15 protein-coding genes are annotated in these 17,896 nt (G+C 43.1%); 9 read left to right on the forward strand and 6 right to left on the reverse strand.

Annotation, left to right across the window (positions count from 1 at the left end; translation table 11 throughout):
- Window positions 1-92 precede the first annotated feature (92 nt).
- The 4 genes from ACQ86K_RS10975 to ACQ86K_RS10990 all read left to right on the forward strand — a co-directional run bounded on the left by ACQ86K_RS10975 (window position 93) and on the right by ACQ86K_RS10990 (window position 4,293).
- Window positions 93-806, forward strand: coding sequence for a hypothetical protein (locus ACQ86K_RS10975; RefSeq protein WP_431200347.1), 714 nt, complete (start codon window positions 93-95; stop codon window positions 804-806).
- Between the two features lie 26 nt (window positions 807-832).
- Complete coding sequence (locus ACQ86K_RS10980; RefSeq protein ID WP_431200348.1) at window positions 833-1,402, forward strand: hypothetical protein; 570 nt, start codon at window positions 833-835, stop codon at window positions 1,400-1,402.
- A 224-nt stretch (window positions 1,403-1,626) separates the two neighbouring features.
- Window positions 1,627-3,837: a PQQ-binding-like beta-propeller repeat protein gene (locus ACQ86K_RS10985; protein WP_091167866.1), complete on the forward strand. Its 2,211-nt coding sequence runs from the start codon at window positions 1,627-1,629 to the stop codon at window positions 3,835-3,837.
- Between the two features lie 9 nt (window positions 3,838-3,846).
- Window positions 3,847-4,293, forward strand: coding sequence for a hypothetical protein (locus tag ACQ86K_RS10990; protein ID WP_091167862.1), 447 nt, complete (start codon window positions 3,847-3,849; stop codon window positions 4,291-4,293).
- Window positions 4,294-4,386: 93 nt separating this feature from the next.
- Here the strand turns inward: ACQ86K_RS10990 and ACQ86K_RS10995 are convergent, their stop codons facing one another.
- Window positions 4,387-5,667, reverse strand: a complete 1,281-nt coding sequence (locus ACQ86K_RS10995; RefSeq protein WP_091167859.1) for a hypothetical protein — start codon at window positions 5,665-5,667, stop codon at window positions 4,387-4,389.
- A 133-nt stretch (window positions 5,668-5,800) separates the two neighbouring features.
- Here ACQ86K_RS10995 and ACQ86K_RS11000 point away from each other — a divergent pair, with 133 nt between their 5' ends.
- The 5 genes from ACQ86K_RS11000 (at window position 5,801) to ACQ86K_RS11020 (ending at window position 9,141) form a co-directional block, all read left to right on the forward strand.
- Window positions 5,801-6,451: a hypothetical protein gene (locus ACQ86K_RS11000; RefSeq protein ID WP_143020755.1), complete on the forward strand. Its 651-nt coding sequence runs from the start codon at window positions 5,801-5,803 to the stop codon at window positions 6,449-6,451.
- Between the two features lie 19 nt (window positions 6,452-6,470).
- Window positions 6,471-6,623, forward strand: a complete 153-nt coding sequence (locus ACQ86K_RS11005) for a hypothetical protein (RefSeq protein WP_176844454.1) — start codon at window positions 6,471-6,473, stop codon at window positions 6,621-6,623.
- Between the two features lie 99 nt (window positions 6,624-6,722).
- A complete protein-coding gene (locus ACQ86K_RS11010; RefSeq protein WP_091167854.1) occupies window positions 6,723-7,118 on the forward strand; it encodes a hypothetical protein in 396 nt (131 codons plus the stop codon).
- A 217-nt stretch (window positions 7,119-7,335) separates the two neighbouring features.
- A complete protein-coding gene (locus ACQ86K_RS11015; RefSeq protein ID WP_091167851.1) occupies window positions 7,336-8,544 on the forward strand; it encodes a glycoside hydrolase family 88 protein in 1,209 nt (402 codons plus the stop codon).
- Between the two features lie 15 nt (window positions 8,545-8,559).
- Window positions 8,560-9,141, forward strand: a complete 582-nt coding sequence (locus ACQ86K_RS11020) for a TMEM175 family protein (RefSeq protein WP_091167849.1) — start codon at window positions 8,560-8,562, stop codon at window positions 9,139-9,141.
- 102 nt (window positions 9,142-9,243) lie between these two features.
- On the opposite strand, the gene ACQ86K_RS11025 is transcribed toward ACQ86K_RS11020, so the two are convergent.
- The 5 genes from ACQ86K_RS11025 to ACQ86K_RS11045 form a co-directional block, all read right to left on the reverse strand.
- A complete protein-coding gene (locus tag ACQ86K_RS11025) occupies window positions 9,244-10,455 on the reverse strand; it encodes a vanadium-dependent haloperoxidase (protein WP_431200349.1) in 1,212 nt (403 codons plus the stop codon).
- A 179-nt stretch (window positions 10,456-10,634) separates the two neighbouring features.
- Window positions 10,635-12,653, reverse strand: a complete 2,019-nt coding sequence (locus ACQ86K_RS11030) for an FG-GAP-like repeat-containing protein (protein WP_431200350.1) — start codon at window positions 12,651-12,653, stop codon at window positions 10,635-10,637.
- On the reverse strand, window positions 12,650-13,861 hold the full coding sequence (locus ACQ86K_RS11035; RefSeq protein ID WP_431200351.1) for an FG-GAP repeat domain-containing protein: 1,212 nt from the start codon (window positions 13,859-13,861) through the stop codon (window positions 12,650-12,652). The genes ACQ86K_RS11030 and ACQ86K_RS11035 overlap by 4 nt, the downstream gene beginning before the upstream one ends.
- Window positions 13,862-14,109: 248 nt before the next feature.
- Window positions 14,110-15,726: a SusD/RagB family nutrient-binding outer membrane lipoprotein gene (locus ACQ86K_RS11040; protein ID WP_091167840.1), complete on the reverse strand. Its 1,617-nt coding sequence runs from the start codon at window positions 15,724-15,726 to the stop codon at window positions 14,110-14,112.
- A gap of 5 nt (window positions 15,727-15,731) precedes the next feature.
- Window positions 15,732-17,867 carry a hypothetical protein gene (locus tag ACQ86K_RS11045; RefSeq protein ID WP_431200352.1) on the reverse strand — a complete coding sequence of 712 codons (2,136 nt, stop codon included), beginning with the start codon at window positions 17,865-17,867 and terminating at the stop codon, window positions 15,732-15,734.
- Between the last annotated feature and the right edge of the window lie 29 nt (window positions 17,868-17,896).

The following is a 17,896-nucleotide window of genomic DNA, read 5'->3' on the forward strand; positions in this document are numbered from 1 at the left end:
TTTTGTACAACCCTTACGGTAAGGCTAGCATTCCTCTTATACTAAATGGAATTATTATCTTGCGCCACATTTACCGTACAAGATCAATCGCCATGAAAAAACTACTGTTTTTTGCCCCTTTGTTATTACTGTTTTCATGTGGGCATGGCCCGGCACAGCAGCTCGAAAATAAAAAGCTCAATAGCCTTGCTGTTGAATATGTAAAGCTTGGCCTTGCAATAGGGCAATACGACGGCGACTTTGTAGATGCTTATTATGGGCCGGATTCATTGAAGCCAAAATCGGAGCCACTGAAAACTTTCCCTAAGGATAGTCTGCTGGCGTCGGCAAACAGCCTGATGAATGACCTGCGCACCATCGCCAATACTTCGAAAATTGATACCAATAAGATCCGCGCTAATTGGATGGCCGATCAGTTGGTTGCTTTCAGTCGCCGGATCCGTATTTTTTCGGGAGAGGAAAGGCCTTTTGATGAAGAATCGCGCGAGTTATTTGGTGTAGCTGCCCCGGTTTATACCGATGATTTTTTTAAGGGGCAGATAGCCCTGCTCGACAGCATTTTACCGGGTAAAGGAAACGTGAACGACAGGTTTCAAAAGCTGGCCAATAAGTTTATTATACCAAAAGATAAATTAGACCCTGTTATAAAAGCGGCTATTGCCGAAGCCCGCAAGCGCACAATTGCCCATTACCAACTGCCTGCCGGCGAAACATTTACGCTGGAATATGTAACTAATAAGCCATGGTCGGGTTATAACTGGTATAAAGGGGGTATAAGAGCACCGTACAGATCAATACCGATCTGAAGATTTTTATTGACCGTGCCATCGATGTGGGCAGTCATGAAAGTTATCCCGGACACCATGTATACAATATGTTGCTGGAGAAAAACCTTTACCATGATAAAGGTTGGGTTGAAATTTCTCTATACCCGTTGTTCAGTCCGCAATCGCTGATTGCCGAGGGCAGTGCCAATTACGGTATTGAAGTAGCTTTTCCCGGTGATGATAAAATAAAGTTTGCGAAAAACGTATTGCTGCCGCTGGCCGGTTTGGATACCGCCGGTGCCGACCTGTATTTCAAGGCCCTTGCTATAAAAGGCACTTTAAACTATGCCCGCAACGAGGCAGCAAGAGGCTTGATCAATAATACCATGAGCCAGGATAAAGCATTGTCGTACCTTAGAAAGTATTGCCTTATGAACGATGAGACTGCTCAAAAATCAATCAGCTTTATCAAAAAATATCGTAGTTATGTTATCAATTATAATTACGGCCAGGATTTGGTGAAAAACTACATTGAATCAAACGGAGGCACCACAAAAGCTCCCGCAAAACGCTGGGAGCTGTTTGGAAAACTGTTGAGCCAGGAGGTTGCACCTGTTAGTTTAGTGAAGAAATAAAAGTAAGGATTCCCTGTAGAGGATTCTTGTGATACATCTTGTAATGCCATGGCTTTATTAGCTATGGCATTTTTTATGGACGAGAATGATATACGCAGGCAACGGATGAATATTTGTAAAATAATTTTTATTCATACATTTAGAGAGCACTGTTGCTAACACGCGCCGCGCCATGTATACTGAAATGCGTCGGGACCCAATTAACGCCAAATTTTACATTATAAATGATTAACACCCGGTATTTGATAGCCCTGTGCTTTGCGGCAGGCATTTATACGTCCTGTAAAAATCAGCAAGGCAATCAAAACAATAACTATAGTGGTTGGCCTGCCTATGCGGGTTCAAAAGAAGGGGTACGGTATTCATCCAATGATGAAATTACTTTAAATAATGTAAACAAACTAAAAGTGATGTGGACTTTTGGCACAGGCGATAAGGATACTGCCAATCTCAGCCAAAATCAATGCAATCCTATTATGGTTGATGGTATTTTGTATGGTACCAGTCCTAAATTGAAGCTGTTTGCGTTAAATGCTGTTACAGGCCTGCAAAAATGGCTGTTTGACCCCGCTAAGGATGATACTACTAATAATGGCGACCCTATGGCTTACTATAAAGTGAGCCGTGGAGTAATATACTGGCAAAATGATAATGGCGGCGAAAAAAGGATTTTCTACAGCGTGGGAGCTAAAACCTGGGCTATTGACGCCGAAAACGGCACTCCGGTGCGCTCATTTGGCAAGGGTGGATATCTCGACCTTACTAAGAATTTAGACAGGGATACCAAATCATTTGTCGCGGGAACTACGCCCGGCGTGGTTTATAAAGATGTGTTGATTGTTGGTGACCGCGTATCCGAATCAGCTGATGCGGCTCCTGGGCACGTGCGTGCTTACGATGCCCGGACAGGAAAGTTAAAATGGATCTTCCACACCATACCGCATCCCGGCGAAGTGGGGTACAATACCTGGAAAGATACAGCGGCTTACAAAAAATTTGGCGGGGCTAATAATTGGGCAGGGATGGCTTTGGATGAAAAGCGGGGGATCGTGTATATTCCCACCGGCTCGGTAGGTGGCGACTTTTATGGCGGGTTCAGGAAAGGGCAAAACCTGTTTGCCAATTCGTTGCTGGCACTTGATGCAGCTACAGGTAAGCTGAAATGGTATTACCAATTTGTGCATCACGACCTGTGGGACCGCGACCTGCCCGCCAATCCAAACCTTGTAACCATTGTTAAAGACGGTAAAAAGATAGATGCCGTAACACAAATCACCAAGCATGGTTATGTATTTATGTTCGACAGAACGAATGGTAAACCTATATTCCCAATAGTGGAAAAACCTGTGCCAACCAAAACCCTGCCCGGCGAAGAAGTTTGGCCTACGCAACCCATCCCAACTTTGCCGCAACCTTTCGCCCGGCAAATGTTTAATCCCGAAGATGTTACCGACCGTACGCCCGAAGTGCACAGGGAAATGCTGTCAAAATATAACCAGGTTAAAAACCGGATCATGTTCACCCCGCCAAGCAAGGAGGGAGGCTGGATCTTCCCCGGTTTTGATGGTGGGGGCGAGTGGGGTGGAGCTGCTGTTGATCCTGAAAGCAAGATACTATACGTAAACTGCTCTGAAATGCCATGGGCACAGGTAATGATCGATGTACCTAAAACCAACACTAACGATCATTCACCGCAGGCATTAGGACACGTAGTGTATAATACGAATTGCATTGGCTGTCACGGCGCCGAACTGAAGGGTAATGGAGCATCCTATCCATCGTTGGTAAACATCGGCAAAAAGTATACTGCCGATCAGGTGAGCGGTATTATTGCTGCCGGCCGCAACATGATGCCTTCTTTTAAACAGATTTCGCCCGCAGATAAAAAGAACCTGCTTGCTTTCCTGCTCAAGATTCCTGCAACTAAGGCGGCGAAAGAAGTAGCCAAAGAGCCAACCGGCAATCGCGTCGCCAGCTCGGAGGCGGAAAGGAAAATGGTTGATGAAGTCCCTTATGCCATGAATGGTTATAATCGTTTTTTAGATAAAGATGGCTATCCCGGTATAAAACCGCCATGGGGTACGCTCAATGCTATCGACCTCACATCGGGCAAGTTGCTTTGGAAAGTGCCGCTGGGTGAGTATCCTGAGTTAACCAAAAAAGGAATCCCTGTAACCGGCACGGAAAATTATGGTGGTCCGGTGGTTACCAAAGGTGGCCTGGTATTTATCGCTGCAACCAAAGATGAAAAGATCCGTGCGTTTGATAAACGTACCGGCAAAGTGGTTTGGGAAGCCGATTTGCCGGCGGCAGGTTACGCTACCCCTGCAACTTATTCAATTGATGGTAAACAGTACGTAGTTATTGCCTGTGGCGGCGGAAAAATTGGAAGTAAGTCGGGAGATAGTTATGTTTGTTTTGGATTAACCGACTAACACCTCTTTATGGATTTATTTGAAGCAGTTTTTGATTTGTACGAGCAGATACGCTTAAAGGCCGAAAGTGATTTTCAGGATCTGATCAAATGCCAGTATACGCAGCAATGTTACAGCGATAATGGCGCTTTTTGCCTTGTATTGGAGATCACTGTTTTAAAAAATATCTCTGATGATGATTATGGACTGGTGTTTGCTATTAACGCTCAAACAGAACCTAACCATCCCGATCATAAGAGCGATACAAATGGCATCTTTTTAATCGCCGATGTACATCATGGTGATAATAAGGCGATCAGTAATTTGGATGAGCTTGTTTTTGACCCACAAAATGAAGGTGCCGTTCAGCAGGTTTATGCTAAGATTGAGCAATTTGTTAAGCCTTTTACCAAAAGTGTGAGTGATTTGCTTGTACAGGGATATGATATTAAGGTAGAGGATAATTCGGTAAATTAGGAATAATCGCCCACATTAAAACAACGTCATTATAAGGTATGAAACAATGACGTTGTTTAAGGTCTTTTTGTTGACGGTCGCGAGCGGCCTTTCCTAAAACTTCTCCTCATAAACCGCTCCTCCCGGCGTTTCCAATTTATATTGCTTAACCTCCCCTGGCCCTTCAAATTCAAAACGGATGCCTACAATACGGCCCATGGTGTGAGCCTGTTTAAATTCAAAGATCTGTTTGTTGTTAAGATATATCTTCAGGTAGTGGTCTTTTACAGTACAACGCAGGTTTTGAAATTGCGACATATCTGTGCCAAAGGCACTCAGGTCATGGTTTTTTCCATCAACCCATTCTTCACCGGTTAAAATGCCCATATTGGCGATGCATCCTTTGTTTAATATGGGGATCACAATGGCGGTGCCGTTGCCTAAAATGGTGAGGTCGGCTTTGGCGCAGGCCGATTGACCGGGTGTTGAAATATTGCGCAGGGTGCAATCCATGGTGAAATTATCTGCATTAATTCCCGGAAATTCGCGAATGTTGGCAAACTTTACCCTGGTATTGTTAAAAACAGAAGTACCTAACTTTTGCTCCATTACATCAGCGGTAATTCCCATAAAGCCCTGCCCTTTAATTTCTTCCCGTGAAAGATAAACAGGTATGGGCTGGTGATCGATGATGCCTTTCCAGCCCTTGGTTTTAATAAATACCGATGTTTCCTTTCGCACATGTTTGTCTACGATGAGCTTAGCTATAAAATAGCCTGGGTCATAATAAATAGAGGTATACTGTTTGCCGTCACCGGATACCTGTTCGCGGCGATTAGGGTCCCATGATTGCTGAATAAAAACGCTATCAGAATGAAATGCTGAGGCGTCGTAATTAAATACAACCGAGTTAGGCAAATCGTCAGAAACTTTCCTGCTGGTGAATTTTATTGAGCCGGGATCAATAGGTTTATTGCGCTTGCTGCTCATGAAAAACAATGCGCCCAATACCAGCAGTAATGCGCTGCCAAACCATATATAGCGTAAACCGGGTTTTGAAAGCGGAACCAAAACTGCGGTATCTGAATCATTTATTTTAACCGGTTGCTCAATTACGCCGTTAACCTGGTGGCGCTGCCTGAAATCGCGCCAGCTGGTGTAGTCAAGGAAACAAGCAAGGGCGTTCAGCGTTGCTGCGTTAGGGAAGCTTTCGTAGCGCACCTTACCCCAGATCCTTTTCAGAGTTGATACACTGAGCTGTACCCGCGTTTTATCAAAGATCTGCTGGCTTAGCTGCTCAAAGTCATCATTACCCCAAATATCACTATCACCCCAATTTAAGGTTCGCTCAATAAGCTGCCGGCATAACAAAAGCAATTGTTTTTCCTTTTCCATTGATCTACAAGTAATAATGTGGTTTAAAAATCCCTAAAACGCTTTGAACAAACTTGAACTTAACTTGAAATGCCGCCCGTGCTTTATTGTAATGACAATTTGCAAGTTTTGATTAAAGTTAAAATCAAAACCCATGAACAACAAGATTTTATTGTTTGCCATACTAAGCATGACGCTTGGCGGCGGCTTTTGTTACAGTCAGCAAAAAAGAGTTACATATGATATTAACCAATTGCTGAAGGAAAATAAAATGGTGAAAGCCTACACCCGCCAAACTGTTAAAGAACTTACCGATGGCAATAAACAAGGCCTAACATTAGATGGTATTTTATGGCTTAAAGATGTGAATTTTAAGACAGGCACTATCGATATCGATTTACGGGGCAGAGATGTTTTTCAGGAAAGCTTTTTGGGTATAGCTTTTCACGGGGTTGATACTACAACCAATGATGTTATCTATTTCCGCCCTTTTAATTTCCAAACCACGGATACGCTTCGCCGCAAGCATACGGTACAATACATCAGCGAGCCGGATTTTCCCTGGGATAAACTCCGTAAGGAACATCCGCTGGTTTATGAAAATGCAGTAAATCCTTTTCCGCTGGCGGAGGCCTGGTTTCATGCACGCATTGTAGTTAATGCAGATAATATTGTTGTGTATGTTGACCATTCCCATCAACCATCGCTTACTGTAAAAAAACTGAATAACCGGCAAAGCGGGCTCGTTGGCCTTTGGTCGTCCGGGTTGCCGGGCGATTTTGCCAACCTTGTTATTACTCAATAAGTATAAACTAACCATCATCATGAAAAAATTTGTCTTAATGTTAACACTGTTCGCTGCCGTGGAAACACGGGCACAACAAAAGCACCAGGTATACAACCTTTCCGTTATAAACCCTAAACAATGGATCATTCCTAAAAACGATACGCTTGACTATGAGTTGGGCACTTTTTAGGGACAAAAAGCGCTGCTCATCAAACGGAAAATCGGCGACTACAAATCGGCCAGTTTAGCGTATAAACCGGGTTTAAATTTTAAGGACGGTATTATTGAAATGGATGTAGCTTGTGTAAATCCCAAAGGAGGTTTTGTTGGTTTGGCTTTTCATATCCGGGATGCCCATCATTATGAAACAGTTTATTTCAGGCCGGGGGCATCTGGTACCATTAACGCCATCCAGTACATGCCCGAAAAAAAGGCCGAGTTTAACTGGTGGGACTATGAGGCAACAAAATACCAGCCTAAAGCCATAATCCCGCAAAATAAATGGTTTCATGTTAAAGTGGTGGTTCGGGGCAGCAAAATGGAGGTTTATGCGGATAATGCCCCGAAGCCGGCTATGGTGTACACCCCGCTTGATCCGTCATTGAAAAGCGGTGAGGTAGGTTATTGGCATGGAAACTGCCCCAAAGGTGCTTACAAGAATCTTGTTGTAACGGCTTTTAACTAAGAACTATGGTGAGGGATTTGTGCGTTCTCTGTCCGGCCTTGCGAGGTTTTTAAATTTCGCAAGTCTTCAACTGCAAAAAATCGCCCTAACTACATCGATGTAGTAGAAATATATAGTCAAATGGCTGTCCGGTGCTTGTTTTTATTGAACCAAAATCTGCACTTTTATAACTTGAAATGTGCCCTGCATAAGCACTTTAACCAGTTACTTATAGTCTATGAAATTTAAACACCTGTACAAATCAGCAATTACTGCATGTTTATTAGCGCTAAGCCTCAATTCTTTTTCGCAAAATAGCTTTAAACCTCAAAAGGATGTATTGGCAACCATCAAAAAAAACTTTGCTGATGCGGGCATACAATATAAGTACATGGCCAAACAATTTGGACCGGAGCAGTTCCCTAAAACGTACCACCCTACTACCGATAAGTTTGAAACAAGCAATAGCAGCTGGTGGTGCAGTGGTTTTTATTCAGGTACATTACTAAATCTATATCAGCAAACTAAAGATGCTGAGCTGCTTAACCAGGCTAATGAAAACTTGAAAGGCCTCGAAAAAGAACAATATAATAAAGGGACGCATGACCTCGGCTTTATGATGTATTGCAGCTTCGGTACAGCAAACCATCTTGAGCCGAAACCTGAGTATAAAGAAATTCTGATTAATAGTGCCAAATCACTTTCAACAAGGTTTAACCCAACGGTTGGCTGTATCCGTTCATGGAATTCAAAGGCTAATGATTTTCTGGTGATCATTGACAATATGATGAACCTGGAACTGTTGTTTTACGCTACCAAGGCAACCGGCGACTCGAGTTTTTATAAAATAGCGGTTACCCATGCCAATACCACTATGAAAAACCACTTCCGCCCGGATTTTAGTTCGTACCACGTAATTAATTACGATGAACAAACAGGAGCGGTAAAGGAAAAGAAAACCGCGCAAGGCTTTGCTAACGAGTCGGCATGGGCAAGGGGACAATCCTGGGGGCTATACGGCTATACAGTTATGTACCGCGAAACTAAAGACAAAAAATACCTTGAGCAGGCAAAAAATATAGCGCATTTTATATTGACCAATCCAAACTTGCCCGCCGATAAAATACCTTACTGGGATTATAACGCACCAAACATCCCTAACGCGCTTCGCGATGCTTCTGCGGCATCAGTTATGGCCTCTGCCTTGTTAGAGCTTTGCCGTTACGTTGATAAAAAGGATGGTCAGGAGTATTTTAATACAGCTCAAACTATTATCAAAAACTTATCTGCACCGGCATATAAAGCTGATTTGAACAGCAACGGAGGTTTTATTTTGAAACACAGCGTGGGCCATTTCCCGGCAGGTACCGAAGTTGACGTACCTTTAACTTATGCCGATTACTACTTTGTTGAGGCTATGCAGCGTTATAAGGCTTTTGCCAAATAATGCTATATTTAGCCCATGGCGTTAGGTAAAGGCAGGTTAGAAGCATTTAGTGATGGCGTAATAGCCATCATTATTACCATTATGGTGTTGGAAATGAAGGTTCCGCATGGCGAAACCCTGGAAGCTTTGAAGCCACTTATCCCGGTTTTTTTAAGCTATCTGCTCAGTTTTGTATATGTAGGTATTTACTGGAACAATCATCACCATACCTTGCAGGCGGTACGCTCTGTAAATGGTAAAATATTGTGGGCCAACCTACACCTGTTATTCTGGCTATCGTTGATACCTTTTGTAACCGGCTGGATGGGAGAGACCCACCTCACCCAATGGCCGGTTTTCTTTTATGGTGTGGTGCTCATCATGAATGGTATTGCCTATCGCATCCTGGCGTTAATGCTCATTAAACATCACGGTGAAGACTCGTTAATAACAAAAGCCTTCGGCAATGATTTTAAGGGGAAAATTTCTGTGGCGCTATACGCGGTTGCTATTTTATGTACATGGTTAAATCCTGTTATCAGCGTGGTAATTTATGTAGTGGTAGCCGGGACCTGGTTCATACCCGATAAACGTTTTGAACGACTCCTCGAATCTTAACGGTTTCCTGAATTAAGATCGGGATCCCGGTATGATAAAAAGTACAGTAACCTTGCTTACTTGGTGCGCATAGTTAAAAAGCAGTTCACTTTTAACTATGCTTTATTTACCCAAATAGTTTATTCCGGCCACTTTTAATTTTTTAACAACCGCTGCTGCCACATCGCGCCCCTGCTGATTTCCGTTAACAATGGCATCATTAAAATGAATACCACCATAAAAGCGGGACAAAGAAGCTTCTTCAGCCGCCTGCTTAAATGATTTGAAGTCGCGGGGGCCAACACCATAGGGGATTTCCGAATCATCTGTGTAAGCAAAGTTATCACCCAACAGATAACTTAATACTCCAGCCGACGAATTTGACAACACGGCATGGCCGCTTGGATATTCCGGGAATGGCGGGGTTTGCAACATGGGTACCCATTTAATATCAATGTATTTGTTAATATAGGTTTCGGGACGGATGCCGTTACTGCGATATTTTTCGTCCCAGCAACTGATAAAAGCATCCATTTCGGTCATGGCAACCAGTGTTGCCACCTGTATAGATTTATCAAAACTAAGCCCGGCTTTTTTTACGGCAATACCGACAATGTTCATCCAGTGCCCACCCGGACTGATTTTTTTAAAACCGATCATCATGTGCCCTGATGTGGTGACAGCAAAAGGGTTGCAATCCCAGAAGTTGGCAATCATGATTTGTTCAGTCGATAGATTTTTGGATACCTTGTAAACTGCATATGCTTCCTTGTAAAAGTCGCTGGTGCTGTCAGTGCTGAATACGGCGGGCCTTATAGGCACAAACTGGTTAGAGGAGTCGATAAACATAGGCCGAATGGTTTTCCAGTTAGGCTCAACGGCCTCCATGTACATTGGAGGGGTTGGGAACCAGTTTTTACCTCCTTTTATAGGTGAGTACCTGAGCCGACCGCTCAGTTTGTTGTAATTATCTGATTTGGAATAATTAATAACCTTGCCAGTCATTTCGGTGGCAGCTGCTATTGATTGTTTGATCACATCTTCGGTTACGCCGTTCTCTTTAAGAAGGGCTACATATTTAGCCTCATCATCCTGCAGCATAAAACCCGATGGGAGCATCTGCTTTCCCGTTTCCAGTATACAATACATAGCGGCTATGCGATAATCATATTTATCAGCCGGGATGCTGATCTGGTTATCCTGTGTGTAACTTTTGATAAAATTGCCAACCGGTATTATCTGTTTATTGTTTAGGCTAACCAAATTATAAGCACCCAGGGTTACATAGGCATAATAACGGGAAGCAGCGGGCGGGTTTACAACATCATGGATCATAACCGCCGAAATAGCATTTACAGCCTGATCGATATGCAGGTACGGAAGAATGTTTTTTTATTCTTTTGCGCATAAGCTGGTGTGCTTATAAGCGCTAAAAACAATATGGATATTTTTTGGATCATCTGTTTTAATTTTTGTTTCGAGTCCCAAGCCTTAAGTCAATAGGTACTCAAGATTCAGTACTTATAAAACTGTAACGCCTGGCCCGATGCACCTATCATTACATAATTTGCGCCGTTTATTTTTATTTCTGTGGCCGATTTTACGTCACCGTTTACTGATAGCCCTGCAACCGGTTGGCTTTGGTATGTGAAATTACCCTTCCCGTCGCCGGTAAGCAGGCAGCCATAATTTGCATCAAAGCTTCCCAATTTCAGGCGGTTATCTGAATGGTTGCCCAGCAGCAGGAAGTCTGTTTTACCGTCATGATTAAAATCGCCGGTGAGGATCTCTGATACCGACGAATATTGGGCCTGCAACGGCAGCTCAGCTTTTACAAACTTTCCACCACGGTTCATGAACAGGCATGTTTCAACTTCATTAGCTGTAAGTTTAGTGGCTTTAGTAAGCTCTTCGGGCGTGAAAATATCTTTCATGGTAGCATCGCAATAAGCTTTATATGAAGCGAACCTTTTACGCATCGGGTAAATCTGGTCGTTCAGTTCGTCGCGGCTCACAAAGGGGTAGCTTACACCCTGTATATAAAAGTTAAAAAACGGATCGATTGAGCCGTTGCCGTCAAAATCGGCAAAATACATTTCGGCAGGCTCTGTTTGGCTGGCATGGATCTGTGTGTTTTCGCCAAGGTTGCCAGCAATAATATCAGGCTTGCCATCGCTATCCACATCGGTAATGGCTAGCGTGTTCCAGAAACCGCTAACGGGATGGTCAAAGTATTTGACTGTTTCATCAACAAAACCAGCTTTGGTGTTGGTAAATACCATGATGGACATAAATTCGCCGCATACTATCAGGTCTTTACGGCCATCGCCATTCAAGTCGGCCCATTGCGCATCTTTGATCATACCTATGCCTGTAAATGGTGCATCGGTAATTTCAAAATGACCACCGCCCGTATTGGTAAGCAGGTAGCTTTTTGGTGCAGATGGATAAGAACCCGGTGTAACGTTTGATCCGACAAACAGGTCAATTTTTCCGTCGTTGTTATAATCACAAGGGCGTACACATGATTTACTGCTGGCTGTTAATATCGGGAGGGAGGTGCTTGAAAAGCTGAAATTGCCTTTACCATCGTTTAGATAAAGCTTGTCCTGCAGCTCATTAGCGCCGGGTTCTAATAGTGAATAGCCGCCTTTGGCTATATACAGATCGGGGAAACCATCGCCATTGGCGTCAAAAAACGCCGCTGCTGATGTGTTTTCTTTGTTAACGTCCGATATCTCCTGAACGGCATAATTGCCGCCTGCTTTTTGAATAAATATTTTGCTCGGTGTATTCTGATCACCGGCAATAAATAGGTCCTCAAGACCATCTTTGTTTACATCAGCTTTGGCTATTACCGGTCCTGTTTTTGAGCTCATGAACAGCATCAAAGGCTGGCGTTTAAAATCGTTGATGCTATTTTCGGTATGAGTATAATCAATAGTCGGTTTAGCTAAACAAAAAACAGATTTGGTAATGGCTTTTCCATTGGTTTTAAATATAGGATTGCCTGTTTTATAGGTAATGTTTAAGCGTTGATTTGCTTTAACATTGCTAAGCAATTGCGATGTTTGATCGGGCCAGATGATCCGTACTGAATCTGCCTGCTGCTGGTCACCCAATCCAAAATTTAAAACTGTGGATACGCACGAAAGATATCCCCTGTTAGGGTTAACCTCCTGGTACTGTACTTGCTTACCGCTATATACAAATACTTTTGAACCTATGGCGTTTGTATTTCCTTCCGGTTGTTTAAGGTTTACGGCCAGGTAGCTCTTTTTACCGGTTTCCATGGTCATGTTTTGTAATATGGAAGCCTCGCTGTTGATATTATTGGTAACCAGGTCAAGATCGCCGTCGTTATCAAGGTCGGCATAAACAGAGCCGCTGGAAATGCCACCTTTATTGATCCCCCAATCTTGTTTTTTATCGGTGAAGGTAAGGTTATGATTATTTTGGAAAATATAGTTTGACAGGGTAGTAGAGGGCATAGCTTTAACCAGGTCCATGAGCAGGAATGGTTCGCGGTTCATAGCTTTTTTAGCTTATAATCGCCCCAGTACCGTAAAAAATCCTTGTTGGTATAATCGCGGAAGTAACCGTTGGAGATGAAGATATCCTTGTAGCCGTCGTTGTCAAAGTCGGCAATTAGCGGGCACCAGCTCCAGTCTGTATTGGAAATACCTGCCAGCTGACCGATTTCGCTGAAAGTACCATCGCCATTATTAACCTGCAGCATGTTGCGCATATATTGTTTGTACAGGTTCTGGTTCAGCATCAGCTCAAACGATTCGTAGTTTTCCTGTAGTTGCAACAGCTTTTGACGCCGGTTATCAGGCGGCAGCATGTCAAGTGTCATCATATCAGGAAGGCCGTCATTATTGATATCAGCTATATCAACCCCCATTGAAAATTGTGACAAATGTTTGAAGCACTTTTTACTATCCTCGGTAAAAGTGCCGTTTCCGTTGTTTATGTAAAGGTAGTCGGGTTCGTTGTAATCGTTGGTTACATAAATATCCTGTAATCCATCTTTGTTCATATCAGCTATGGCAACGCCAAGGCCAAAGGTGAGGGGATTTTGAATGATGCCCGCTTTTTTGGATACATCAACAAAATGACCATCCTGGTTTTCAAAAAGTTTATTGCTGGCCAGTTCGTCGGTTTCGGCTTTGGCTTGCGCAAATTCAAGGTTGCTGATTTTTTTAACGTTATGGTTAAGCAGGAACATATCCAGCTTGCCATCATTATTATAGTCAAAAAATACAGCCTGGGTACTGTAGCCCGGATCATCAAGGCCGTATTGTTTGGCCATTTCAACAAATTTGCTGTTGCCTTTGTTGATGAAAAGCTGGTTGCGGCGTTTGGCATTATCACCAAGGCCGGAGTAACATACATAAATATCTAGAAGGCCGTCGCCGTTAACATCGGCCATGGTAACGCCGGTTTTCCAGTCGCCGGGCCTGCCCGCGAGGCCGCTGCCGGCTTGCTGGGTAATATCTTTAAATTTCAGGTTCCCTAAGTTGAGGTACAGTTTATTTTGACCAAGGTTGCTGGTAAAAAATAGGTCTTCGAGACCGTCATTGTTGATATCGCCAACGGCAACACCACCGCCATTGTACAGGTACTCATAGGAGAGCACATTGAGCTTTTCGTCCTCAATCAGGTCATTGCGGAATTTAACACTGGTTTCGTCGGGGGTAAGCAGCTTAAAAAGCGGCTGCTGCGCATTACCGCGCATACTTTGTAATGTAAACAACGCAACAGTACAAAATGTAAAAGTGTTTAACCTTTTAAGTTTAAAATTAACGAGGGGAGAAGAACAACACATTATCAACAGATTTTATTTTTTCCGGGTCGCAGGGAGATTTAAATTTACTTATTTGTATTGATAATTGCCACCGGATTATTAATCCTTTTTGTTGTAAAAACCAAAAAACAAGGCTATGAAGCCATAGCCTTGTTTTTAAAATGAATTATATAGGGGTATTATTTATCCCACCATACACGTGATGAAAATTTATCACCACCAGATAATGATTGAACTCCGCTTGCTAAACCTTTAGGGTTTGTTGATGACAAGTTAATTGGGTAAATAACGCGACGCGGAATTTGAGTATCAAACTGAGCTGAGTAAACAACAGGTGTTAATACAGGGAAACCTGATCTTCTCCAGTTTGTCCAGTTTTCGTTAAACATGAACAAGGTTGAAGTTTCAACCCAGTACTCCATGTTAATTTGCTGGAGTGCGGTAGCACTAACCAATGGGTGTGTAGCAACATAAGCTGTGATGGCGGCAGCATCTACCGTAGCGGCCGAATTGATTTGCGCGACCGATTTCATGTTAGCAGCAAGAGCATTAGCATAATGCGTAGCAGCGTTACCTGTATTCCAGTTCCTGGTCGAAGCTTCGGCAAGTAACAACTCGGTTTCGCCATAAGTTAACAGCATGTTGATGGTGCTTTTATCAACAGGGTTAATGCTTCCGGATGAGGTGTAATAAACTTGGAGCCTTGGTCTTGAATATTTGCCAAGTGGTGCCGGAGCATCTGTAGCGCTTACAGCCGGAGTTGCGCCTGGGTAACCCGGTGCTTTTGATATATCAGTGGCTCCGCCGTTAAGATCATAGCCATTCGGCATACCTAACTGTTTACTGTAGGTATTATCACCAGCAAGCGATTCGTTTTCGTTAGCTGCTTTACCGTTACCCGTAGTGATTTCAGCAATTGCGCTAACTCGCGGATCGGTAGTTGATTTCATGTAATCGATCAAAGTTTTTGACCAGCGTACTTCACGGAAATCATCGGTAGTTAATAAAGCATTAACGATAGAATTGCTGTAACCATTCGCGTTATCTGTTTTTACTTTGGCGTTATCATCAACGCTGGCCATGGTACCACCGGCATAAGCTTTTTCAGCATATTTTTGCGCGGTAGCGGCATCAACTTTAGTTAAACGCATAGCAACACGCAGCATTAAAGAGTAACCAAACCGTTTCCATTTGGCAATATCGCCACCGTAGATCAGATCAGAAGTCGGTTTATCTTTTGCAGCATCAAGACCGCTTACTGCCGCGTCAAGATCTGCAAGCATAGCGGTATATATATCCTGCTGCTTATCAAACTTAGGGAAAAAGATACCCTGTTTTGCCATGCCTGCTTCTGAGTAAGGAACATCACCATAAGTATCGGTAACGCGTTGCAGGATAAGCACCTTCATAATAGTGCCTATTTTATTCAGATTTGAATACGCTGCATTGCTCGCTGTAAGGTTTTTCATTTCCTGTGCGTAAGTTTCAGCGCCATAGCCCTCACTATACACACGGCCAACATAATCGTTAAATGATCCGCTTTGCGTGTATTTATCGCCGTTACCATAATAGCCGAACGTTGAAGCTAATGATTGCGACCACATACTTTGAAAAAGTAACTGCGAGTAGCCCGTTTGTGAATAATTAAGTTCAGCCTGCGCTAAAAGAAAGTTTGGATTGAACACTTCGGCCGACGTTTTATTAGGGTCGGTATTTATTTTGGTGAAATCTTTGGTACAGCCGGCAAAAAGCGACGCTGCAATACAAAGACCACTATATATAAGTTTCTTTTTCATCTCTGTTATTTTCTAAATTTAAAGTTAACATTAATACCGAATGTGCGGGTTGCCGGTAAGCTGGTACCTTCGATGCCTGCATAGTTGATATTGTTTGAGAAGCCTGATTCAGGATCGATATTGTCTGAATGTTTCAGGATGGTCCAAAGGTTACGACCTACTGCTGATACGGTAATACCGTTAAACGGTGAACCTTTCAATATGCCGCTTGTAAAGGTATAACCCAATGTTACCTGGCGTAGTTTAATAAAGTCGCCGCTTAACACGTTAAGAGCCGATACTTTATATAAACCATTTTGGTAGTAATCCTGCGCTTCAACATTTTTGGTGTTTGGCGTACCTGCTTCAGTAACACCTTTGCCTACTACACCTCCTTCACGGCCATCAAGTGTGATTTTGTTTAAACCACGGTAGATGCTGTAAGCGTTTGTTGCCGAAAGAATTTTATTACCAAAACGGTAGTCAACCAAAAACGAAAGATTAATATGTTTGTAGCTGAAATCGTTGTTTAAACCGCCGTAAATTTTAGGCACTGTTGTACCCATTGCTTTACGATCGGTGTACTCAGGATAACCGCTTGAATCGAAAATAATATTACCGCTTGCGTCGCGTTTGTAATCGTTAGCCATAATTTGCGGGCCAGGTAAACCAACTACGTAAGCAAGGTTAGCATTTAACGGACGATAGGTGCCTAAATTTTGCGTAGTGCCGAATTCATCGGTTTTTAGCACCTTGTTTTTAACATAAGTAAAGTTAAACGATGGAGTCCAGGAGAATGATGAAGTTTGGATTGGTGTACCTTTAACCTCTAACTCCACGCCGCGATTTTGGAATGACTGAGAACCGATTAAACGGGTGGTATAACCTGATGCTATGTCAAGTCCGCTACGCAGGATCTCGTTTTTAGTTTTACGGGCAAAATAGTCAAAATCAAAATTTAACCGACCGTTAAACATTTTTAACTCGGTACCGATCTCAATTTCCGAAAGGGTATATGGTTTTAAACCTGTGTTATAAAGATCAGATGAGTAATTACCGATAGTTATACCATTAATATTGTTACCCAGGCTGTAATAAGCCGAAGTGCCATAAGCGTCTTTTAGCTCACCACTTGTTTTAGCGTATGATAACCTGATTTTACCTAAATCAATATTCGGTATATGTGTCAACTCGGAGAAAATGAAGGCGCCCGATACCGATGGAGTGAATATACCTCGGTTACCGGCATTAAGCGTTGAGTATGCATCATAACGGCCGCTGGTACCAATGGTCAGGAAGTTTTTAATCGCAAAATCAGCGTTGTAGTAAGCCGAATGCACTTCTGATTTGCTGAAGCCATAACTTGAGTTTTTGCTGCCTACGTTGTTGATGCTATAGAAAAACGGCAGCGTGAACGGACCGCCGCTAAGGCTGGTATATTCGTATTGGTTTTTACGGGTTGCAGCACCTGCGGTTACGTCGAAACTTAACAGGTCTTTAACAATGTCGTGTTTAACACCAATTAAACCGTCGATGTTTAATTCGGATGTTTGCGTGGTTGATTGCTCGTCCAGGCCGCCCATTAACCCCGAGTAGTACGCGGTACCGGTAGGGGTTACTTTAAAGCGGCTATCGTTAATGTTGTCATAACCTAAACGGGCCTGCGCGTAAATCCAGCTGGTGAAGTTGTAGCGGGCGGTTAATGCTGTAATTAACCTTTTACGGCCGGTGTTATTGATAAACTTGTTGGCAGCAAAGTAAGGGTTGGTTACATATGGGTCGTCTGTCCAAACCTGCTCATAACCATTAGCACCGTAGCCAGGGTTTAGGATAGATTGGTTTAAGTTAGGGGCGATAAACCAGATGTTGTTCGGGTTACCCGGACCGTCAGAAAGGCTTGGACGGTTTGTAGAGTTTTCAACCAGGTAGTTGGCCACGATACCGATGTTCAGTTTGTCGGTTACGTTTTGGTTGGCGTTTAAGTTGAAAGTTTTCCTGTCGAGTTTGCTGTTAGGTACTATCGAACCTGCATTCATATCCGAAACTGATAACCTGAAAGCTCCTGTTTCATTACCGCCGTCAAACGCTACTGTATTAGTATAAGTATTGCCTGTGCGGTAGAAGTTTTGCAGATTATTGTTTACCGCGGAATATGGATACATTTTGCCGTCAAACTGTATGGTTTGTGAAC

The sequence above is a fragment of the Mucilaginibacter sp. P19 genome, from assembly GCF_050632265.1.
Lineage (GTDB): Bacteria > Bacteroidota > Bacteroidia > Sphingobacteriales > Sphingobacteriaceae > Mucilaginibacter > Mucilaginibacter gossypii.

Bases quoted from the DNA above. Each gene is read 5' to 3' on its own strand.
- ACQ86K_RS10975 (WP_431200347.1), top strand. From the start codon at position 93: ATGAAAAAACTACTGTTTTTTGCCCCTTTGTTATTACTGTTTTCATGT.
- ACQ86K_RS11010 (WP_091167854.1), top strand. From the start codon at position 6,723: ATGGATGTAGCTTGTGTAAATCCCAAAGGAGGTTTTGTTGGTTTGGCT.
- ACQ86K_RS10985 (WP_091167866.1), top strand. From the start codon at position 1,627: ATGATTAACACCCGGTATTTGATAGCCCTGTGCTTTGCGGCAGGCATT.
- ACQ86K_RS11000 (WP_143020755.1), top strand. From the start codon at position 5,801: ATGAACAACAAGATTTTATTGTTTGCCATACTAAGCATGACGCTTGGC.
- ACQ86K_RS11035 (WP_431200351.1), bottom strand. From the start codon at position 13,861: ATGCGCGGTAATGCGCAGCAGCCGCTTTTTAAGCTGCTTACCCCCGAC.
- ACQ86K_RS11040 (WP_091167840.1), bottom strand. From the start codon at position 15,726: ATGAAAAAGAAACTTATATATAGTGGTCTTTGTATTGCAGCGTCGCTT.
- ACQ86K_RS11025 (WP_431200349.1), bottom strand. From the start codon at position 10,455: ATGATCCATGATGTTGTAAACCCGCCCGCTGCTTCCCGTTATTATGCC.
- ACQ86K_RS10995 (WP_091167859.1), bottom strand. From the start codon at position 5,667: ATGGAAAAGGAAAAACAATTGCTTTTGTTATGCCGGCAGCTTATTGAG.
- ACQ86K_RS11020 (WP_091167849.1), top strand. From the start codon at position 8,560: ATGGCGTTAGGTAAAGGCAGGTTAGAAGCATTTAGTGATGGCGTAATA.
- ACQ86K_RS11030 (WP_431200350.1), bottom strand. From the start codon at position 12,653: ATGAACCGCGAACCATTCCTGCTCATGGACCTGGTTAAAGCTATGCCC.
- ACQ86K_RS11005 (WP_176844454.1), top strand. From the start codon at position 6,471: ATGAAAAAATTTGTCTTAATGTTAACACTGTTCGCTGCCGTGGAAACA.
- ACQ86K_RS11045 (WP_431200352.1), bottom strand. From the start codon at position 17,867: ATGTATCCATATTCCGCGGTAAACAATAATCTGCAAAACTTCTACCGC.
- ACQ86K_RS11015 (WP_091167851.1), top strand. From the start codon at position 7,336: ATGAAATTTAAACACCTGTACAAATCAGCAATTACTGCATGTTTATTA.
- ACQ86K_RS10990 (WP_091167862.1), top strand. From the start codon at position 3,847: ATGGATTTATTTGAAGCAGTTTTTGATTTGTACGAGCAGATACGCTTA.